19 protein-coding genes are annotated in these 19651 nt (G+C 73.4%); 16 read left to right on the top strand and 3 right to left on the bottom strand.

Translation table 11 applies throughout. The features are described from left to right. Nucleotides 1-77 precede the first annotated feature (77 nt). The 5 genes from AC0666_RS13985 (at nt 78) to AC0666_RS13965 (ending at nt 6478) form a co-directional block, all read left to right on the top strand. Nucleotides 78-1103: a C40 family peptidase gene (locus AC0666_RS13985; protein WP_478707641.1), complete on the top strand. Its 1026-nt coding sequence runs from the start codon at nt 78-80 to the stop codon at nt 1101-1103. A gap of 266 nt (nt 1104-1369) precedes the next feature. Further along, nucleotides 1370-2413, top strand: a complete 1044-nt coding sequence (locus AC0666_RS13980) for a C40 family peptidase (RefSeq protein ID WP_468967188.1) — start codon at nt 1370-1372, stop codon at nt 2411-2413. A 33-nt stretch (nt 2414-2446) separates the two neighbouring features. Further along, nucleotides 2447-3559 (top strand): hypothetical protein, encoded by a 1113-nt coding sequence (locus AC0666_RS13975; RefSeq protein WP_478707640.1) that lies wholly within the window; start codon nt 2447-2449, stop codon nt 3557-3559. A 51-nt stretch (nt 3560-3610) separates the two neighbouring features. Next, nucleotides 3611-4753, top strand: coding sequence for a glycosyltransferase family 4 protein (locus AC0666_RS13970; RefSeq protein WP_468967182.1), 1143 nt, complete (start codon nt 3611-3613; stop codon nt 4751-4753). Nucleotides 4754-4861: 108 nt separating this feature from the next. After that, nucleotides 4862-6478, top strand: coding sequence for a GMC oxidoreductase (locus AC0666_RS13965; RefSeq protein ID WP_468967179.1), 1617 nt, complete (start codon nt 4862-4864; stop codon nt 6476-6478). 66 nt (nt 6479-6544) lie between these two features. Here AC0666_RS13965 and AC0666_RS13960 read toward each other — a convergent pair whose 3' ends face one another. Further along, on the bottom strand, nt 6545-8341 hold the full coding sequence (locus AC0666_RS13960) for an AMP-dependent synthetase/ligase (protein WP_468582092.1): 1797 nt from the start codon (nt 8339-8341) through the stop codon (nt 6545-6547). 229 nt (nt 8342-8570) lie between these two features. Here AC0666_RS13960 and AC0666_RS13955 point away from each other — a divergent pair, with 229 nt between their 5' ends. From AC0666_RS13955 to AC0666_RS13930, 6 genes are all read left to right on the top strand, one after another. Beyond that, nucleotides 8571-9353, top strand: coding sequence for a metallophosphoesterase family protein (locus AC0666_RS13955; RefSeq protein ID WP_478707639.1), 783 nt, complete (start codon nt 8571-8573; stop codon nt 9351-9353). Nucleotides 9354-9462: 109 nt separating this feature from the next. Continuing rightward, nucleotides 9463-9912 (top strand): SRPBCC family protein, encoded by a 450-nt coding sequence (locus AC0666_RS13950; protein ID WP_468582096.1) that lies wholly within the window; start codon nt 9463-9465, stop codon nt 9910-9912. 88 nt (nt 9913-10000) lie between these two features. Beyond that, nucleotides 10001-11209 carry an ArsA family ATPase gene (locus tag AC0666_RS13945; RefSeq protein WP_468967174.1) on the top strand — a complete coding sequence of 403 codons (1209 nt, stop codon included), beginning with the start codon at nt 10001-10003 and terminating at the stop codon, nt 11207-11209. An 84-nt stretch (nt 11210-11293) separates the two neighbouring features. Continuing rightward, a complete protein-coding gene (locus AC0666_RS13940; protein ID WP_468967171.1) occupies nt 11294-11773 on the top strand; it encodes a DUF5304 domain-containing protein in 480 nt (159 codons plus the stop codon). Between the two features lie 61 nt (nt 11774-11834). Further along, entirely contained in the window at nt 11835-12776 is a 942-nt protein-coding gene (locus AC0666_RS13935; RefSeq protein ID WP_361721714.1) for an ROK family glucokinase, read from the top strand. Between the two features lie 76 nt (nt 12777-12852). Then, on the top strand, nt 12853-13617 hold the full coding sequence (locus AC0666_RS13930) for an endonuclease/exonuclease/phosphatase family protein (protein WP_468967167.1): 765 nt from the start codon (nt 12853-12855) through the stop codon (nt 13615-13617). 82 nt (nt 13618-13699) lie between these two features. Here the strand turns inward: AC0666_RS13930 and AC0666_RS13925 are convergent, their stop codons facing one another. Together AC0666_RS13925 and AC0666_RS13920 are read right to left on the bottom strand one after the other, a co-directional pair. After that, complete coding sequence (locus AC0666_RS13925; RefSeq protein ID WP_478707638.1) at nt 13700-14344, bottom strand: hypothetical protein; 645 nt, start codon at nt 14342-14344, stop codon at nt 13700-13702. Next, nucleotides 14337-15122, bottom strand: a complete 786-nt coding sequence (locus AC0666_RS13920; protein ID WP_468967161.1) for an alpha/beta hydrolase — start codon at nt 15120-15122, stop codon at nt 14337-14339. The genes AC0666_RS13925 and AC0666_RS13920 overlap by 8 nt, the downstream gene beginning before the upstream one ends. A 166-nt stretch (nt 15123-15288) precedes the next feature. On the opposite strand from AC0666_RS13920, the gene AC0666_RS13915 reads away from it, so the two are divergent. The 5 genes from AC0666_RS13915 (at nt 15289) to AC0666_RS13895 (ending at nt 19572) form a co-directional block, all read left to right on the top strand. Next, nucleotides 15289-16029 (top strand): lysophospholipid acyltransferase family protein, encoded by a 741-nt coding sequence (locus AC0666_RS13915; protein ID WP_468967591.1) that lies wholly within the window; start codon nt 15289-15291, stop codon nt 16027-16029. A gap of 48 nt (nt 16030-16077) precedes the next feature. Continuing rightward, nucleotides 16078-17289 (top strand): MacS family sensor histidine kinase, encoded by a 1212-nt coding sequence (gene macS / locus AC0666_RS13910; RefSeq protein ID WP_361721702.1) that lies wholly within the window; start codon nt 16078-16080, stop codon nt 17287-17289. 23 nt (nt 17290-17312) lie between these two features. Further along, complete coding sequence (locus AC0666_RS13905; protein ID WP_468582611.1) at nt 17313-17957, top strand: response regulator; 645 nt, start codon at nt 17313-17315, stop codon at nt 17955-17957. A gap of 174 nt (nt 17958-18131) precedes the next feature. Further along, nucleotides 18132-19160 carry a 6-phosphofructokinase gene (locus AC0666_RS13900; RefSeq protein ID WP_361721699.1) on the top strand — a complete coding sequence of 343 codons (1029 nt, stop codon included), beginning with the start codon at nt 18132-18134 and terminating at the stop codon, nt 19158-19160. 118 nt (nt 19161-19278) lie between these two features. After that, the gene (locus AC0666_RS13895) at nt 19279-19572 is read left to right on the top strand and encodes a hypothetical protein (protein ID WP_478707637.1); all 294 of its coding nucleotides are present in this window, start codon (nt 19279-19281) and stop codon (nt 19570-19572) included. Nucleotides 19573-19651 lie beyond the last annotated feature (79 nt).

Here is a 19651-nt window from a genome sequence, read left to right as displayed (position 1 = left end):
TCACTCATTCGGGGTGACGGCGAAGGTGTCGCCGAGTTGCGTTCTTCGGCGGCTCTAGGAAGAAGGAGCTCGCCTTCGTGGCGTCCCACCGTCGACCCAAGCAGCCGACCCGCACTCGTGTGACCGTGCTCACCGCCACGGCCGCCGCGGCGGTCGCCCTCTCCGCCCACAGCGCCTCCGCCGCTCCTGCGCAGCCGAGCAAGGACGAGGTCAAGGCCAAGGTCGACGCCCTCTACGAAGAGGCGGAGCAGGCCACCGAGAAGTTCAACGGGGCCAAGGAGCGCCAGGAGAAGCTGGAGAAGGAGATCGGGCAGCTCCAGGACCAGGTCGCCCGGGGCCAGGACGAGCTCAACCAGCTGCGCAGCACGCTCGGTTCGATGGCGAGCGCCCAGTACCGCACCGGCGGCATGGACCAGTCCGTCGCCCTCTTCCTCTCCGGTGACCCCGAGACCTACCTCGACAAGGCCTCCACCCTGGAGCAGTTGAGCGGCAAGCAGGTCGAAGCGGTCCAGAAGATCCAGGCCAAGCAGCGCAGCCTCGCGCAGCAGCGCCAGGAGGCCGCCGGCAAGCTCGCCGACCTCGACGCCACCCGCAAGGAGCTCGGCGAGAAGAAGAAGGCCTCGCAGGACAAGCTCGCCGAGGCCCAGGCCCTCCTCAACACCCTGACGGCGCAGGAGCGGGCGCAGCTCAAGGACGACGAGAGCCGCGCCAGCCGCAGCGACAGCGACCGCGCCGACCTCGGCAACGTGAAGGTCTCCGGCCGGGCGGGCGCCGCCCTCGAAGCCGCCAAGACCAAGCTGGGCAGCGCGTACGTGTCCGGCGCGACCGGCCCGAGCGCCTTCGACTGCTCGGGACTGACCCAGTGGGCCTACAAGCAGGCCGGCGTCGGCATCTCCCGTACCACCTACACCCAGGCCAACGACGGCACGCGCATCGGCAAGAGCCAACTCCAGCCCGGTGACCTGGTGCTCTTCTACAGCGACCTGCACCACGTGGGCCTGTACGCGGGCAACGGAATGGTGCTGCACGCCTCGAACCCGCGCGGCGGCGTCAAGTACGAGTCCATCAACAACATGCCGTTCCAGTTCGGCGTCCGCATCTGACGCCCCCGCGGGCCCGCACCGCCCGCACGCCCCCTGACGGGGGGCGCGCCGTACACCGCCCATCCGGGCGAATTGCACGGCCCCGATGTGACCCCGCGCCCCGCCGGTGACCTGCGTCTCCGGCGGGGCGTCAGCATGTGCGCCCTGTGGGGGTCGTTGGTCGGTGTGCGGCCCTGCGGCTACTGTCTGCCAGCGCGGAAACCCGGCACACGGCCGTCCACGGGGGGCGGACCCGGGGCCCGCGCAGCGGAAGGGAGCGGTTTGACGTGGCGTCCCATCGCCGGCCCGGTTTCACCAGCCTCCACCGGAACACCAAGGTCACCGTCCTCACCGCTGCCGCGGCCACCGCCGCGGCCGCCCTGGCGGGAGTCCCCGCGAGCGCGGCCCCGGCCCTGCCGCAGGAACCCGCGGGCGGCACCCGTGCCCAGGTCGACCGGCTCTTCGAGGAGGCCGAGCAGGCCACCGAGCGCTACAACAAGGCGGGCGAGAAGGCCGACAAGCTGCGCACCGAGATCGACCACGCCCAGGACGAACTGGCCCGCGGCCAGGACCGCATCAACACCATGCGCGGGGTCCTCGGCACCTTCGCCGGCGCCCAGTACCGCTCCGGCGGCATCGACCCCGCCGTCGAGCTGATGCTCTCCGAGGACCCCGACGAGTACCTCGACAAGGCCTCCACCCTCGACCGGCTCACCGACCGCCAGGCCCGACAGCTCGACGAACTGCGCAAGGAGCAGCGCCGACTGGCCCAGCAGCGCCACGAGGCCTCCCTCAAACTCGCCGAACTCGACGCCGTGCGCGCCGACGTGGCCCGCCAGAAGCGCGCCGTCACCGCGAAGCTGACCGCCGCCCGGCAGCTCCTGAACTCCCTGCCCTCCGCCGAGCGCGCCGACTTCGAGCGGGCCTCCCGCTCCGGCGGCCGCCCCGAGGGGCTGCCCGACCCGTCCTCGCTCGGGCCCTCCTCGGGCCGCGCCGCGGCGGCGGTGATGGCCGCCCGGGCCGCCGTCGGCCGTCCGTACGTGTGGGGATCCACCGGCCCCTCCGGCTTCGACTGCTCCGGCCTGATGGTGTGGTCGTACCGGCAGGCCGGCGTCTCCCTGCCGCGCACCTCCCAGGCCCAGCGGTACGCGGGCCGGCAGGTGCCGCTCTCGGAGGCGCGGCCCGGCGACCTCGTCACGTACCGCTCGGACGCCAGCCACGTCGGCATGTACGTGGGCAACGGCCAGGTGGTGCACGCCCCCTACCCCGGGGCGCGGGTGCGCTACGACCCGGTCGGGATGATGCCGGTGTCCTCGGTGACCCGGCCCTGAGGCGGCCCGGCCGGTCCTGCGTACGATCGGCTGGTGCTCCCGGTCCGCCGCACCCTCGTCCGCATCCTGCCGCTCCTGCTGTGCGGGCTGCTCGCGGGCTGCGGGGCGCCCTCCGCGGACCGGGCCGAGCAGCACATCCGGCAGGCCGTCGCCGCCTGGTCGCGGACGCCGCCCCCGCAACTGGCCCCGATCCCGCTGGAGGGCTGGGCGTACGAGGTCACCGCGGTCCGGCGCAGCGGCGCGGCGGCCACCGCCCGGGCGCAGCTGCACTACCGGCTCGCCGGATACGACGCGGCCCCCGCCGGCTCGGGCCGCGAGGTGCAGCTGCGCGAGACCGGCGGCCGGTGGCGGGTCACCGGGGACCGGGCTGCGCCGGGCGCCCAGCCGCAGCTGTGGGACCAGGGCCCGGTGACGGTGGTCCGGGGCTCGTACGCCCTGGTCCTGGGCGCCGGCCAGGGCCAGGCTGCGCTGTCGGCGATCGCCGCGGAGGCGGACCGGGCGGTGCCCGCCGTGACCGCCGCCTGGCCGGGGGCGTGGGCCCGGCGGGTGGTGGTGCTGGTCCCCGGCTCCCTCGACGGGATGGCGGCGCTTCTGGGCCGGCCCGCCGCCGAGTACCGGGGCATGGGCGCCGTCACCACCGGCAGGGTGGACGCCGCGCCGGGCCCCGCCGACCGGGTCGTGATCAACCCCGAGGGGTACGCGCAGCTCAGCGCGGCGGGCCGGAGCATCGTCCTGACCCACGAGGTCACCCACGTCGCCACCCGGGCCGCGACCTCGGCCAGGACCCCGCTGTGGCTGTCGGAGGGCTTCGCGGACTGGGTGGCGTACCGCAGCTCGGACGAGACCCCGGCGCAGGCCGCACCGGCCCTGGGCCGGGCCGTGCGGCGGGGCGAGCTGCCCGGGGACCTGCCCGCGGACGAGGCCTTCGCCTTCGGCGGCGACCCGGAGGCCCTGGCGCGGGCGTACGAGGGGGCGTGGCTGGCCTGCCGGCTGATCGCCGGGCGGTGGGGCGAGGCGGCCCTGGTGGAGCTGTACGGGCGCGCCGGGCGCGAACCCCTGCCCGAGGCGCTCGACGCGGCGCTGGGGGTGGACCGGGCCGGGCTGACCAAGGCCTGGCAGGAGGCCTTGCGCACCTCTCTCCGCTGAAAGCCCTCTCGCCGCCGACCGCTCCGGGCCTTCGGGTACTGTCGGCAGGCGATGCACAAGACCCTGATCGTGACCAACGACTTCCCGCCGAGACCGGGCGGCATCCAGGCCTTCCTGCACAACATGGCGCTGCGCCTGGACCCCGACCGGATCGTCGTCTACGCCTCCACCTGGAAGCACGGCGCGGAGGGCCGCGAGGCCACCGCGGCCTTCGACGCCGAGCAGCCGTTCCAGGTGGTGCGCGACCGTACGACGATGCTGCTGCCGACCCCGCGGGTGACCCGGCGGGCCGTGAGCCTGCTGGGCGAACACGGCTGCGAGTCGGTGTGGTTCGGGGCGGCGGCCCCGCTCGGGCTGATGGGCCCGGCGCTGCGCCGGGCCGGGGCGCGCCGGATCGTGGCCACCACCCACGGCCACGAGGCGGGCTGGGCGCAGCTGCCGGCCGCGCGGCAGCTGCTGCGGCGGATCGGCCAGGGCACGGACACGCTGACCTACCTGGGCGAGTACACGCGCTCGCGGATCGCCTCGGCGCTGACCGGGCCGGCGGCCGCGCGGATGGTGCAACTGCCGCCGGGCGTGGACGAGAAGACCTTCCACCCGGGCTCGGGCGGCGAGGAGGTCCGGGCCCGTCTCGGACTCTCGGACCGGCCGGTGGTGGTGTGCGTGTCCCGCCTGGTCCCGCGCAAGGGACAGGACACCCTGATCGAGGCGATGCCGCGGATCCTGGCGGCCGTGCCGGACGCGGCGCTGCTGATCGTCGGCGGCGGCCCCTACGAGGCGGATCTGCGCGCGCTGGCGGCCAGGACGGGGGTCGCGGACTCGGTGGTCTTCACCGGGGCGGTGCCCTGGGCCGAGCTGCCGGCCCACTACGGCGCGGGCGACGTCTTCGCGATGCCGTGCCGCACCCGGCGGGGCGGGCTGGACGTGGAGGGCCTCGGCATCGTCTACCTCGAAGCCTCCGCCACGGGGCTGCCGGTGGTCGCCGGGGACTCGGGCGGGGCCCCGGACGCGGTCCTGGACGGGGAGACGGGCTGGGTGGTCCGCGGTGGCGCCCCCGAGGAGGCGGCCGACCGGATCGCCGCCCTCCTGCGGGATCCGGAGCTGCGCCGCCGCATGGGCGAGCGGGGCCGCGCCTGGGTCGAGGAGAAGTGGCGCTGGGACCTCCTGGCCGACCGTCTGCGCGAGCTGCTCTGAGTCCCGGACGCGAGGCGGGCCGTGATCGTCCGCCATGCCTGACTGGTACTCGGATGTCTGTCAACACCGCCTCTCGGCGGACGGCCGGATTCCGCCCATGATGCGGCCATGACACCTCACCTGACGCGCCGTCACTTCCTGGGTATCGGCGCCCTCCAGACGGCCGCCGCCCTCGGCTTCACCCGTATCGGGGCGGCCTCGGCCGCGGCCGTCGAGCCGGCCCCCGCGCAGTACGCCCCCGCCATCGTCGTCGGCTCCGGCTACGGATCCGCCGTGGCCGCCCTCCGCCTCGGGCAGGCCGGCGTACGCACCGTCGTCCTCGAAATGGGGCGCCTGTGGGACACCCCCGGCCCGGACGGCAAGGTCTTCCCCTCCACCTCCGCCCCCGATCAGCGCTCCATGTGGTTCCGCACCCGCACCGAGGCCCCGCTCGCCCAGTTCCTCTGGCTCGACGTGGTCAACCGGGACATCAGCCCCTACCCCGGCGTCCTCGACCGCGTGAACCACGGCGACATGTCCGTGTACGTAGGCCGGGGCGTCGGCGGCGGCTCCCTCGTCAACGGCGGCATGGCCCCGACCCCGCGCCGCTCGTACTTCTCCGAGGTGCTGCCCCGCGTCGACGCCGACGCGATGTACGCCACCTACTACCCGCGCGCCCGCGCCATGCTCGGGGTCAACGAGATCGACCCGGCCTGGTTCGAGTCCACCGAGTGGTACCGCTTCGCCCGGATCTCCCGCAAGCACGCCCGGAACACCGGACTGAAGACCACCTTCGTGCCCAACGTCTACGACTTCGGCTACATGAAGCGCGAAGCCGCCGGCACCGCCACCCGGTCCGCCCTCGCCGGGGAGGTCATCTACGGCAACAACCACGGCAAGAAGAGCCTGGACAAGACCTATCTCGCCGCCGCGATCGGCACCGGCCACGTCACCATCGAGACCATGCAGCGCGTGGTCGGCGTCCGCCCGGACCCGGCGGGCGGGTACGTGCTGACCGTCCAGAGCAGCGACCTGACCGGCCGGGTGACCCAGGTGCGCGAACTGGGCTGCCGGCAGCTCTTCCTCGGCGCCGGCAGCCTCGGCACCACCGAGATCCTGCTGCGCGCCCGCGAGAAGGGGACCCTGCCCGGACTCAGCGAGAAGGTCGGGCTCGGCTGGGGCCCCAACGGCAACGTCATGACCGCCCGCGCCAACCACCTGTGGGACACGGTCGGAGCCGACCAGGCCACCATGCCCGCCCTCGGCATCGACGACTGGGACAACGCCGCGAACCCGGTCTTCGCGGAGATCGCCCCGCTGCCAATGGGCTTCGAGCACTGGATCTCGATGTACCTGGCCATCACCAAGAACCCCGAGCGCGGCCACTTCACGTACGACGCGGCCACCGACTCGGCCCGGCTCAACTGGCGGCGGGACCAGAACTCCCCGTCGGTCCGGGCCGCCAAGTGCCTTTTCGACCGTGTCAACCGGGCGAACTTCACGATCTACCGCTACGACCTCTTCGGCGGGAACAACCCCTTCGCCGACACGTTCACCTACCACCCGCTGGGCGGCTGCGTCCTCGGCGAGGCCACCGACGACCACGGCCGCGCCAAGGGCCACCGGGGGCTGTACGTGGTCGACGGCTCCCTGATCCCCGGCTCGCTCGGCGTGAACCCGTTCGTGACCATCACGGCCCTCGCCGAGCGGAACATGGAGCGGATCCTCGCCGAAGACCCGCGCTGAGGACCCCGCGCCGAGACCTGCGCCGAGACCTGCACCGAGGACCCGCGCCGAGGAGTGCCCCGGGGATCAGCCCCGGTACAGGGCCTCGATCTCGTCCGCGAAGTCCTTCGCCACCACGTTGCGCTTCAGCTTCAGCGACGGCGTGATGTGCCCCGACTCCTCCGTGAACTGGGAGGGCAGGATGCGGAATTTCCGCACCGATTCCGCCTTGGAAACCGCCGCGTTGCCGTCGTCCACGGCCTTTTGGACGGCGGCGATGAGGTCCGCGTCCTCGCGCAGCTCCGCCGCCGTGACCCCGGCCGGCTTGCCGTGCTCCGCGGCCCACCGGCCGAGGAACTCCTCGTCGATGGTGACCAGCGCCGCCACGAACGGCCGCGCGTCGCCGACCACCATGCACTCCGCGACCAGCGCGTGCGCCCGGATCCGGTCCTCGATCACCGCGGGCGCGACGTTCTTTCCGCCCGCCGTGACGATGAGCTCCTTCTTGCGGCCGGTGATCGCCAGGTAGCCGTCCTCGTCGAGGGTGCCGACGTCGCCGGTGTGGAACCAGCCGTCGGTCAGCGCCTCGGCGGTCGCGCTCTCGTTCTTCCAGTACCCGCTGAAGACGTGCTCGCCGTGCAGCATCACCTCGCCGTCGTCGGCGATCCGCACCACCGAGCCCGGCAGCGGCTGCCCGACCGTACCGATCTTCGGCCGGTCCCACGGGTTGAAGGCCGTGGCCGCGCACGACTCCGTCAGGCCGTAGCCCTCCAGCACCGTGAAGCCGATGCCGCGGAAGAAGTGGCCGAGGCGCTCGCCGAGCGGGGCGCCGCCCGAGATCGCGTACTCGCCGCGCCCGCCGAGGACGGTGTGCAGCTTGCTGTAGACCAGCTTGGAGAACAGCTTGTGCTTCAGCTTCAGGCCGAAGGACGGGCCCCGCGGGGTGTCCAGCGCCCGGCTGTACGCGATCGCCGTCTCGGCGGCCGCGTCGAAGATCTTGCCCTTGCCGTCGGCCTGGGCCTTGGCGCGCGCCGAGTTGTAGACCTTCTCGAAGACGCGCGGCACCCCGAGGATCAGCGTCGGCTTGAAGGACGCCAGCTCGTCGGTCAGGTTCTTGATGTCCGGTACGCAGCCCAGGCGGATCGGCGCCAGCACGGACGCCACCTCCACCAGGCGCCCGAAGACGTGCGCGGCCGGCAGGAACAGCAGCACGGAGCACTCGCCGGTGCGGAAGAGCGGGCTCAGCCGCTCCACCACGTTGCCGCACTCGGCGAAGAAGTTGCGGTGGGTCAGCACACAGCCCTTGGGGCGGCCGGTGGTGCCCGAGGTGTAGACGATGGTGGCCGGGTCGTCGGCGTTCGCCAGCGAGCTGCGCTTGTCGACCTCCTCGTCGGAGACGTCCGCGCCCGCCGCGTGCAGCGCCTGGACCGCGCCCTGTTCGATCTCCCAGACCTCGCGCAGCTCCGGCAGCCGGTCGCGCAGCGAGGCCACGGCCGCGCTGTGCCCGGGGCTCTCGACGACGACGGCGACGGCGCCGGAGTCGCCGAGGATCCACTGGATCTGCTCGGGCGAACTGGTCTCGTACACGGGGACCGTGACGGCGCCCGCGCTCCAGATCGCGAAGTCGAAGAGCACCCACTCGTAGCGGGTGCGGGAGATCAGGGCGACCCGGTCACCGGGCTCGACGCCGGCCGCGATCAGGCCCTTGGCGGTGGCCCGCACCTCGGCCAGGAACTCGGTCGCCGTCACGTCCTGCCAGCCGCTGCCGGCCTTGCGCGCCATGACGGCGGTGTCTGGGTGCTGCGCGGCATTGCGGCGGATGAGATCCGTCAGGTTCCCGTCCGACGGGACCTCGTACAGGGCCGGAAGGCTGAACTCGCGCAAGACTGCTGCTCCTCTGGGCGCCATCGCCACCGTGTGGACCGACCGGACGTTACCCACCGGTAGTGGGTTCCCGATAGAGGGAACCGGCCAGATGTTCCATGCGTCACATGACGCGGCACTGCCCTGCCGACAGTAGTCGACCCCGGTTCGGACCCGGAAGTAACCGCAGGTCCGGCCACCTGACCTGGTGCCCCTACCCGCAAGGCCCAAGCCCCCCTAGGGTGGCGGCATGAGTGGCAGGAAACGCAGCACGAGGGTCCATGTCGTCAGCGACGTCCACGGCAACGCCGAGGCGCTCGCCCGGGCCGGAGACGGCGCCGACGCGCTGATCTGCCTCGGTGACCTCGTGCTCTTCCTGGACTACGCCGACCATTCACGCGGCATCTTCCCCGAGCTCTTCGGCGTGGAGAACGCCGACCGGATCGTGGAACTGCGCACCGCACGCCGGTTCGAGGAGGCCCGCGACCTCGGCCGGCGGCTGTGGGACGGGCTGGACCGCGAGCAGCTGATCGAGGGCGCGGTGCGCCGCCAGTACGCCGAGATGTTCGCCGCGTTCCCCCACCCCACGTACGCCACGTACGGCAACGTCGACGTCCCGGGCCTGTGGCAGGAGTACGCCGCCCCCGGCACCACCGTCCTCGACGGGCAGCGGGTCGAGATCGGCGGCCGCGTCTTCGGCTTCGTCGGTGGCGGGCTGCCCTCCCCGATGCGCACCCCCTACGAGGTGGACGAGGAGGAGTACGCCGCCAAGGTGGAGGCGCTCGGCGAGGTCGACGTGCTGTGCTCGCACATCCCGCCGGAGGTGCCGGAGCTCTGCTACGACACCGTCGCCCGCCGGTTCGAGCGGGGGAGCGAGGCCCTGCTCGCGGCGATCCGGCGGACCCGACCGAAATACGCCCTGTTCGGGCACGTCCACCAGCCGCTGGCCCGCCGGATGCGGATCGGCGGCACCGAGTGCGTGAACGTCGGCCACTTCGCCGCCACCGGAAGGCCGTGGGCCCTGGAGTGGTGACACCCGCACGCACGGTAGCCTGCACGCGGCGGCCGCCGGCCGCCCACGTCCTCGAATGTCCCCCAGCTGCCGCTGGGAGGTGCCCCCAGCCCCGGAGGAGCGACCCGCGATGGCGGAACACACCAGCTCAAGCATCACGATCGATGCGGCGCCGGCCGACGTCATGGCCGTGATCGCCGACTTCGCCCGCTACCCCGAGTGGACCGGCGAGGTGAAGGAGGCCGAGGTGCTCGCCGCCGACGCCGGGGGCCGCGCGGAGAAGGTCCGGCTGCTGCTCGACGCGGGCGCGATCCGCGACGACCACACCCTCGCGTACACGTGGAAGGGCACGGACGAGGTCAGCTGGACCCTGGACAAGTCGCAGATGCTCCGCCAGCTCGACGGCTCCTACCTGCTGGCTCCGCTGGACGGCGGCAAGCGCACCCAGGTCACCTACCAGCTGACCGTGGACGTCAAGATCCCCATGCTCGGCATGATCAAGCGCAAGGCCGAGAAGGTCATCATCGACCGCGCCCTCGCAGGCCTGAAGAAGCGCGTCGAATCGACCGAGTCGGCCTGACCGTCCCGGCGATCGAGGCGCGGCCGGGGCGCGGTCCCCGGTCCGGGCGAAGCCGGCTCCGCCGGTGCGAACGAGGAGCACCTGCACCATGCACACACTGCTGATCACCGGCCCCGGCGGGGCCGGGCGGACCACCGTGGCCGCGGCCACGGCCGTCGCCGCCGTGCGGGCGGGGCAGCGGGTGCTGCTGCTCTCCGGTGACCCCGGCGACCCCCTGGCCGCCCTGGTCGGGGAGCCCGCGGGGGAGCCCGTCGAAGCCGCACCGGGCCTGCGGGCGCAGCCCGCGGGCGGAATGCTGGTGGCCCGGATCGACTCCGGCGAGGAGTTCCGCTCCGAGCTCGTCGCCCTCCAGGACCGCGGTTCCGCGCTGCTCGGCCTGGTCGGTGCCCGGCCGCTCGGCGCCGAGGAGCTCACCGAACTGCCCGGCGCCGAGCAGTTCGCCCTGCTGCGCGCCCTGCGCCGGGCCGCCGCCGCGCCGGGCATTGACCTCGTCGTCGTCGACATGCCCCCGCTGCACCAGAGCGCGGCCGCCCTCGCCCTCCCCGCCCAGCTGCGTCGCTACCTCGCCCGGCTGCTCCCGGCCGAGCGGCAGGCGGCCCGCGCCCTGCGGCCCGTACTGGCCCAGCTGGCCGGGGTGCCGATGCCCGCGCAGTGGCTGTACGAAGCCGCCGCGCGCTGGGACGAGGAGCTGGCCGCCGTCCAGGCCGTCATCGAGGCCGACACCACCTCCGTCCGCCTGGTCGCCGAGCCGGGGCCGGGATCCGCAGCGGCCCTGCGCACCGGCACGCTCGGCCTCGCCCTCCACGCCCTGCCCGTGTCCGCGGTGGTCCTGAACCGGATGGTGCCGCAGGGCTCCCCCGACCCGTGGCTGGCCGGACTGGCCGCCCAGCAGGAGAAGTACGCCGCCCAGTGGGCCGCGCAGGCTCCCGGCACGCCCCTGGTCCCGGTGGCCCATCTGGGCCGCGACCCGCGGGGCCCGGAGGACCTGGAGCGGCTCGCGGCCACCGCGGGGCTGCTCCCGGACGCCCCCGCACCCCGTACGGCCTGGGTCGTCGAGGACCGGATCGCCGACGACGGGGTACTCGTCTGGGTGGTCCCGCTGCCCGGCGCCGACAAGGGCGAACTCGACCTGGTGCGCCGCGGCGACGAGCTGCTGCTCGCGGCGGGCCCGCACCGAAGGATCGTTTCGTTGCCCTCGGCGCTGCGCCGCTGCACCGTCTCCGGCGCCGCCCTGGCCGACGGCGAGCTCCGCATCCGCTTCACCCCCGACCCCGGGCTCTGGCCGCGCAGGCCGTGAACCGCGTACCCCCGTTCGGGTAACGTCGGAGGTAGTAGCACCGCACGCACCGCACGCCCCGCAGCTGCCCCAGGAGAGTCCGCCATGAGCGAGGCCACCAACCGTCCCACCGACGACGACGCCTGGGCCAAGGCCTGCGCCGAGGACCTCGCGGCGGAGCGGGAGCGCCGCCGCACCTACGAGGGCGGCGCCGCAAACGCCCCCGGCAGTGCCGCCGAGGAGCTCTTCAAGCTGTTCGAGGCCGTCGCCGACAAGGTCTCCGGCCTGAACGGCCCGCTGTTCGGCGCCGCGGCCCAGGGCGCCGTCCGGCAGTTCGTCCACCAGGCCAAGGCCGCCGCCAAGCCCGTCGTCGAGCGCAACCCCGAGGTCTTCGACCACCTCGCCGCGGCGGGCTCGGAGCTGCTCGCCGCCTACCGCTCGGCCGTCGAGGGCCACGAACGCCGCTGGACCCGCGACGAGCCCGCCCCCGGCCCCGGCCGGTCCGCCGACCAGCCGTCCGGCGACAGCTCCGACCCCCGTGACGAGGGCGGTACGGGTCCGTCGCAGCGGATCGACCTCGACTGAGACTCGTCCACCCTCGGGTACCGTTGGCCGTGGCGGGGTTTGACCGGAAACCGAGGGACTAATGGGACTCACCATCGGCGTCGACATCGGCGGCACGAAGATCGCGGCCGGCGTGGTCGACGAAGAGGGCACCATCCTTGAGACGTACAAGGTGCCCACCCCGCCGACCGCGGACGGAGTGACGGAGGCGATCTGCACCGCCGTCTCCGCAGTCAGCAGCAACCACAGCATCGAGGCCGTCGGCATCGGCGCCGCCGGCTACGTCGACGACAAGCGGGCGACCGTCCTGTTCGCGCCGAACATCAACTGGCGCCACGAGCCCCTGAAGGACAAGGTCGAGCAGCGCATCGGCCTGCCGGTCGTGGTCGAGAACGACGCGAACTGCGCGGCGTGGGGCGAGTACCGCTTCGGCGCCGGCCAGGGCCACGAGGACGTCATCTGCATCACGCTCGGCACCGGCCTGGGCGGCGGCATCATCATCGGCAACAAGCTGCGCCGCGGCCGCTTCGGCGTGGCCGCCGAGTTCGGCCACATCCGGGTGGTCCCGGACGGCCTGCTGTGCGGCTGCGGCAGCCAGGGCTGCTGGGAGCAGTACGCCTCCGGCCGCGCGCTCGTCCGGTACGCGAAGCAGCGCGCCAACGCCACCCCCGAGAACGCGACGGTCCTGCTCTCGCTCGGCGACGGCACCCCCGAGGGCATCGAGGGCAAGCACATCAGCCAGGCCGCGCGTGCCGGCGACCTGGTGGCCATCGACGCCTTCCGCGAGCTGGCCCGCTGGGCCGGCGCGGGCCTGGCCGACCTGGCCTCCCTGTTCGACCCGTCGGCGTTCATCGTCGGCGGCGGGGTCTCCGACGAGGGCGACCTCGTCCTCGACCCGATCCGCAAGTCCTTCAAGCGCTGGCTGGTCGGCGGCGCCTGGCGGCCGCACGCCCAGGTGCTGGCCGCGCAGCTCGGCGGCAAGGCCGGGCTGGTGGGCGCGGCGGACCTGGCCCGCCAGGGCTGAGCGGGCGACACGGCCGATGACGACTGCCCGCCGCGCCCTCTGGGCCGCGGCGGGCAGTCTGGCTATGTTGCGGCGTATGGACCTGACGTCGTGCCTGCCCCCGCTGGCGAACTCCATGACCGAGCCGGACGGCTCCGCCGTGATCCGGGTGCTCAGCTACAACATCCGCTCGTTGCGGGACGACGAGGAGGCGCTGGCCCGGGTGATCCGCGCCTGCGCCCCGGACCTGGTGTTCGTGCAGGAGGCTCCGCGGTTCTTTCGCTGGCGCAAGCACGCGGCGCGGCTGGCCGCGAAGACGGACCTGGTGGTGCTGTCCGGCGGTGCGACCGCCGCCGGACCGCTGCTGCTGTGCTCGCTGCGGGCCTTCGTCGAGCGCACGGAGGACGTCCTGCTGCCGCGGACGCCGGGCCTGCACCGGCGGGGCTTCGCCACGGCGGTGGTCCGGTTCGGCGCCGTGCGGGTGGCGGTCCTGAGCGCGCACCTGTCCCTGGACGCGCAGGAGCGCCGGACCCAGGCCGAGCTGCTGCTGTCCCGCCTCGCCTCGGTGGACACCCCGTACGCGATCGCGGCGGGCGACATCAACGAGCCCCCGTCGGGCCCGGCGTTCCGCCGCCTCTCCGGCGTCCTCCAGGACTGCTGGACGGTGTCCCCCTGGGGCGGCGAGCACACCTTCGTCGGCTCCGGTCCGCCGCGGCGGATCGACGCGGTCTTCGCGACGCCCGGGGTGGAGGTCCTGACCTGCGGTGTCCCCGAGGGGCTGGCGGGCGTCACCCCGGCGGACCTCAAGGCGGCCACGGACCACCTCCCGGTCCTGGCCACCCTCCGCCTCCCGGCCCCCTGACGGCACGGGCCCTGACGGCACGGGCCCGGGGCCAGGGCCCCACCGGAGGGCGGGTGCGACCGGGCCGGCCGGACCGGAAAGGTCAGACCACGGCTCCGCGGCCCGGGTCGTCGTCATCGTCGTCGCCCTGCGACATCCTGGCCACCAGCGTCGCGAATCCGCCGAGGAACCCGCCGATGCACAGGGTCGTGAGCCACCAGGTCATGTCCCACTGGAGCAGCACCGCCACCAGCAGCAGCACCGGCCCGCCCACCACGGCCAGCCACGCGAACTTGGCCGTCGTGTCCGCATGCGGAAGTTCCGGCTCCGGGGGGACGAAGTGGCCCTCGTCGTCCGGCTCCGCCGGGGTGTGGTCCCGCGGCCCGGTGCCGGGTCCCCCCGTACCCGCGCCCGTGCCCACGCCCGGGGCGAACACCACCGAGCTGCCCAGGGACGCAGCCGGAGGCTCGGGCTCGGGCTCCGGCCCGGACCCGGGCTTCGGGCCCGGCTCCGGCCTCGGCTCGGGCTTCGGTCCCGGCTCCGGCTCCGGCCCGGATGCGGGACCGGGTCTGCGCTCCGGGTCGGGCTCGACGTCCTTCTCCGGCAGCGCCAGGTTCTCGATGGGTCTGAAGGGCCGGGCCCCCGGCGGGTCCGGCGGCTCCTGCCCGTATCCGGCGACGATCGCCGCCCAGGCCGCCTCCTCGTCCAGCGGGGGGACACCCCCCGAGGACTCCTCGTGCTCAGCCACCGCTGGCCGCCCCCTCCCTGCCACTGCCGACGCTCTGCGCGAGCCGCCCGACGAACGCGTAACTGTCCGCGAAGATCCGCTCCGCGTCATGGTCCAACGTCGCGACGTGGTAGCTCTGTTCCAGCAGCGTCTCGGTGACGTCCGTCGAGGAGATCCGCGCGAGGATCCGCGCCGAGTCCACCGGCGGCACGACGTGGTCCTGCGGGCTGTGCAGCAGCAGGACCGGCTGCGTCACCTGCGGCAGTTCGCCGTCCACCAGCTGGAGGAACTTCCGCAGCGAGTGCGCGGCGTGCGTCGGCACCCGGTCGTACCCGACCTCCTCGGACCCCGGCTTCGCGATGTCGCTCGCGATGCCCGGCGTCGACCGGATGAAGTGCCGGGCGACCGGAAGGGCGACGGCCAGCGGGTCGTGCACCTTGTTGGCCGGGTTGACGAGGACGAGGCCGCTGATGGCGTCCCCGTGCTTGGCCGCCAGCCGCAGGCTCAGCGCCCCGCCCATCGAGAGCCCGAACACGAACACCTGCGTGCACCGCTCCTGGAGCTCCCGCAGCGCCCGGTCCACCTCGGCGTACCAGTCCTGCCAGCCCGTGAGCTGCATGTCCTGCCAGCGCGTGCCGTGCCCGGGCAGCAGCGGCAGCGAGACCGACAGCCCCTGCGCGGCGAGATAATCGGCCCAGGGGCGCAGCGACTGCGGGGAGCCGGTGAAGCCGTGGCAGAGAAGCACGCCGACCTCTCCGCCCTCGTGGCGGAACGGCTCGGCTCCAGGGAGGACGGGCACCAGGATCTCCTTCAAGGGGGCGGGCTGGGGAGTGCGTAGCGCTGTGTGACTTCACCGTACGCGACCGGGATGACACCGACCAGGGTCGTCGACCGCTCCGGCGTGAGCCAGGGGTTAAGGTCTGTTCGACAGACACAGGAAGGCTTTCGAGTTGATCTACGGCGCAATGAAGTTCTCCATCGGCGGGTCCCTGAAGCTCGCCTTCAGGCCGTGGGTGGAGGGCCTGGAGAACATTCCCGCCGAGGGGCCGGCGATCCTCGCGAGCAATCACCTGTCCTTCTCCGACTCCTTCTTCCTGCCGGCCGTACTGGACCGGAAGGTCACCTTCATCGCGAAAGCGGAGTACTTCACCTCCCCGGGCATCAAGGGCAAGCTGACGGCCGCCTTCTTCAAGGGCGTCGGCCAGCTCCCGGTGGACCGCTCCGGGGCGCGGGGTGCGGGCGAGGCCGCCATCAAGAGCGGCATCGAAGTCATCGAGCGCGGGGAGCTGTTCGGCATCTACCCCGAGGGGACCCGTTCACCCGACGGCCGCCTCTACCGGGGCAAGCCCGGCGGGCTGGCCCGGGTGGCCCTGGCCACCGGCGCCCCCGTGATCCCCGTCGCGATGATCGACACGGAGAAGATCCAGCCGCCCGGCAAGGTGGTCCCCAAGCTGATGCGCCCCGGCATCCGCATCGGCAAGCCGCTGGACTTCAGCCGCTACCAGGGCATGGACAGCGACCGCTTCATCCTGCGCTCGGTGACCGACGAGGTCATGTACGAGATCATGAAGCTCTCGGGCCAGGAGTACGTCGACATCTACGCGACCGCGGCCAAGCGCCAGATCGCCGACGCCGAGAAGGCGGAGAAGGCGGCCCGGGCCGCCGAGAAGAGCTCCGAGAAGAGCGGCGACAAGAGCGCCGAGTAGACGCGCGGCAGGAGAACCGGGCGGGTCCGCCCGTACGGGGTGGGAGAGATGGCGAAACGCGAGCGCGTCGTACGCATGTCGGTCGAGCAGCCGCTGTGGCGCGCCCTGACCGCCTACCGGCTGCTCACCATGGTCTACGCGGTGCTGCTGTTCGTGTCGGCGTACCGGCGCTTCGACCGCCCCGCGATCGCCGCCGGCTACCTCGCCGTCCTCGCCGTCTGGACCCTCGCCACCCGCCGCAAGGCGGCGAACGCCGCCGGTTGCACGAAGCGGTTCCTCGGCGCCGACCTCGCCGTCGCGCTCGTCGGGATCCTGCTGACCCCGCTCGCCGACACGCAGGAGCGGATCGCGGCCGGCGGCCCGACCCTGCCGTCCATCTGGACCGCGGGCTCGGTCCTCGCCTTCGCCCTCAAGGGCGGCTGGCGCTGGGCCGGCTTCGCCTCCACCTTCGTCGCCGCCGCCAACATCGTCGTCCACGGCGGCAACCCCACCCGCGACACCCTGCACAACGTGCTGCTGGTCTGGGTCGCCTCCATCGCCATCGGGTACGTCGTCGAGGTCGCCCGGGCCAGTGAGGCCACCCTGGCGCGCGCCCTGGAGATCGAGGCCGCCACCCGCGAACGCGAGCGGCTGGCCCGCGACATCCACGACGGGGTCCTCCAGGTCCTCGCCATGGTCCAGCGGCGCGGCAGCGAGCTGGGCGGCGAGGCCGCCGAGCTCGGCCGGATGGCGGGGGAGCAGGAGGTGGCGCTGCGCACCCTGGTCTCCAGCGGGCTGGTGCACACCTCGCGGGTCTCCCGTGACGAGGCGCTCGGCGCGCTGGTGGACTCGTACGAGGTGGAGGAGCCGGGCGCCGACGAGGGCGAGGTCGATCTGCGGACGCTGCTGGCCCCGCACGCCGGATCCAGGGTGAGCTTCGCCGAGCCGGGCACCCCGGTGCCGCTGCCGGGACCCGCGGCGCGCGAGCTGGCCGCGGCGGTCGGCGCCGCCCTCGACAACGTGCGCAAGCACGCCGGGGACGGGGCCCGGGCGTGGATCCTGGTCGAGGACTGGGGCGGCGAGGTGATCGTGACCGTACGGGACGACGGGCCGGGCATCCCCGCGGGCCGGCTCGACCAGGCGGAGGGCGAGGGCCGGATGGGCGTGGCCCTGTCCATCCGCGGGCGGCTGCGGGACCTCGGCGGCACCGCCGAGCTGGTGTCCGTCCCCGGGCAGGGCACCGAAGTGGAACTGAAAGTACCGAGGGGGAGGACCCAGTGACCGAGCCGAACGAGATCAAGGTCATGGTCGTCGACGACCATCCGATGTGGCGGGACGCGGTCGCCCGCGACCTGGCCGCCGCGGGTTTCGACGTGGTCGCGACCGCCGGCGACGGCCCCGAGGCGGTCCGCCGGGCCCGCGCCGCCGCCCCCCACGTGCTCGTCCTCGACCTCAACCTGCCCGGGATGCCCGGCGTCCAGGTCTGCAAGGAGCTCGTCGGGGCCAACCCCGCGCTGCGCGTTCTGGTCCTGTCGGCCAGCGGCGAGCACGCCGACGTCCTGGAAGCGGTCAAGTCCGGTGCGACGGGCTACCTGCTGAAGTCGGCGGGGGCCCAGGAGCTGATCGACGCCGTCCGCCGCACCGCGGCCGGCGACCCGGTCTTCACCCCGGGCCTGGCCGGCCTGGTGCTCGGCGAGTACCGGCGGCTGGCCACGGACCCCGCGCCGGCCGCCGCCGACGAACCGAAGGCCCCGCAGCTCACCGACCGGGAGACCGAGGTGCTGCGGCTGGTCGCCAAGGGGCTGTCGTACAAGCAGATCGCGGAACGGCTGGTCATCTCGCACCGCACCGTGCAGAACCACGTACAGAACACCCTGGGCAAGCTCCAGTTGCACAACCGGGTGGAGCTCGTGCGCTACGCGATAGAGGCCGGGCTAGACGACGCGTAGACCCGCAAGCGGTGTCGTACGTCGTACTTACGTCCCCGTACGAGTGAACAGGCGTACGCAACGCCCCGTAATTCCACCGGAATTGACCCTTCCCAGACGCTTGATGTGACCTGAGTCACCACTAGCGTGGCCGTCATGCGGGCCCAGTGGGCCCTGTGGCAAAGGGAGAGTGACATGAAGGTCGGAGTGCTGACCGGCGGCGGCGACTGCCCCGGGCTCAACGCGGTCATCCGCGCCGTCGTCCGCAAGGGCGTGCAGGAGTACGCGTACGACTTCACCGGCTTCAAGGACGGCTGGCGCGGCGTGGTCGAGGGCGACACCGTCCCGCTCTCCATCCCCGCCGTACGCGGCACCCTGCCGCGCGGCGGCACCATCCTCGGCTCCTCGCGCACCAATCCGTTCAAGCAGGAGAACGGCGTCCGCCAGATCAAGGAGAACCTCGCCAAGTACGAGGTCGAGGCACTGGTCGCGATCGGCGGCGAGGACACGCTGGGCGTCGCGGCCCGGCTGTACGAGGAGTTCGGCATCCCCTGCGTCGGCGTGCCGAAGACCATCGACAACGACCTGTCGGCGACGGACTACACCTTCGGCTTCGACACGGCCGTGGGCATCGCCACCGAGGCCATCGACCGGCTCCACACCACCGCCGAATCGCACATGCGGGTGCTGGTCGTCGAGGTGATGGGCCGGCACGCCGGCTGGATCGCCCTGCACTCGGGGCTGGCCGGCGGCGCCAACGTCATCCTCATCCCGGAGCAGCGTTTCGACCTGGACCAGGTGTGCGCCTGGGTGACCTCCCGCTTCAAGGCGAGTTACGCGCCGATCGTGGTGGTCGCCGAGGGGGCGATGCCGAAGGACGGGGAGATGGTGCTGAAGGACGCCACCACGGACTCGTTCGGACACGTCCGGCTGTCCGGCGTGGGCGAGTGGCTGGCCAAGGAGATCGAGGCGCGGACGGGGAAGGAGGCCCGCACGACGGTGCTCGGGCACATCCAGCGCGGCGGTACGCCGAGCGCCTTCGACCGGTGGCTGGCGACCCGGTTCGGACTGCACGCCATCGAGGCCGTGCACGACGGGGACTTCGGGAAGATGGTCGCCCTGAAGGGGACGGACATCGTCCGGGTGCCGATCGCGGAGGCGACGGCGAAGCTGAAGACGGTGGACCCGGCGCTCTACGCCGAGGTCGGGGTCTTCTTCGGCTGAGCCGACCGGGGCGCGGGGGCCAAGACGGGCGCAGGGGCCCGGCTCCGGCGCCCGGATTTCCCGCCCCGTTCACCGGACGGTCACCGGGGGCGGGCTGCCGGGGGCCTACATTCGGAGCGTGGACTTCCCCGAGACCGTGCGCTGGACCTTCGCAGGCCTCGCCTGCCTGACGCTCGCCGCCCTGGTGCGCGAGATCCGCCGACTGCGCCGGGCGGAGCCCGGCGGCCGGGCCCGCGTCCGGTGGGACGCGGCCGACGAGGGCGCCGGGCTCGTCCTCACCGTCGGCGGCGTGCTGGGCAGCCTCCACGTCTTCGGCGCGGGCCTGGTCCTGACCGGCGTTGTCCTCGGCGGCAAGGCCGTCCGCGCGGTACGGGCCCGCCGCCGCACGACGGTGGGCCGGCCGAGCACCTGACCCGTGCCCGCGCCGGCGGCCGTCCGGGGGTGCGCCCGAGCGGCCCGCGCCGACGGCCGTCCCGAGCGCGCAGGGCCGC

The sequence above is a fragment of the Streptomyces sp. NPDC043680 genome (assembly GCF_056436685.1).
This window is presented reverse-complemented; position numbering and strand designations above follow the sequence as displayed.

Excerpts from the sequence above, each read along its gene's own strand:
- AC0666_RS13935 (WP_361721714.1), top strand. The coding sequence starts at position 11,835 with ATGGGACTCACCATCGGCGTCGACATCGGCGGCACGAAGATCGCGGCC.
- AC0666_RS13950 (WP_468582096.1), top strand. The coding sequence starts at position 9,463 with ATGGCGGAACACACCAGCTCAAGCATCACGATCGATGCGGCGCCGGCC.
- AC0666_RS13905 (WP_468582611.1), top strand. The coding sequence starts at position 17,313 with ATGGTCGTCGACGACCATCCGATGTGGCGGGACGCGGTCGCCCGCGAC.
- AC0666_RS13915 (WP_468967591.1), top strand. The coding sequence starts at position 15,289 with ATGAAGTTCTCCATCGGCGGGTCCCTGAAGCTCGCCTTCAGGCCGTGG.
- AC0666_RS13965 (WP_468967179.1), top strand. The coding sequence starts at position 4,862 with ATGACACCTCACCTGACGCGCCGTCACTTCCTGGGTATCGGCGCCCTC.
- macS (WP_361721702.1), top strand. The coding sequence starts at position 16,078 with ATGGCGAAACGCGAGCGCGTCGTACGCATGTCGGTCGAGCAGCCGCTG.
- AC0666_RS13955 (WP_478707639.1), top strand. The coding sequence starts at position 8,571 with ATGAGTGGCAGGAAACGCAGCACGAGGGTCCATGTCGTCAGCGACGTC.
- AC0666_RS13940 (WP_468967171.1), top strand. The coding sequence starts at position 11,294 with ATGAGCGAGGCCACCAACCGTCCCACCGACGACGACGCCTGGGCCAAG.
- AC0666_RS13945 (WP_468967174.1), top strand. The coding sequence starts at position 10,001 with ATGCACACACTGCTGATCACCGGCCCCGGCGGGGCCGGGCGGACCACC.
- AC0666_RS13970 (WP_468967182.1), top strand. The coding sequence starts at position 3,611 with ATGCACAAGACCCTGATCGTGACCAACGACTTCCCGCCGAGACCGGGC.
- AC0666_RS13900 (WP_361721699.1), top strand. The coding sequence starts at position 18,132 with ATGAAGGTCGGAGTGCTGACCGGCGGCGGCGACTGCCCCGGGCTCAAC.
- AC0666_RS13930 (WP_468967167.1), top strand. The coding sequence starts at position 12,853 with ATGGACCTGACGTCGTGCCTGCCCCCGCTGGCGAACTCCATGACCGAG.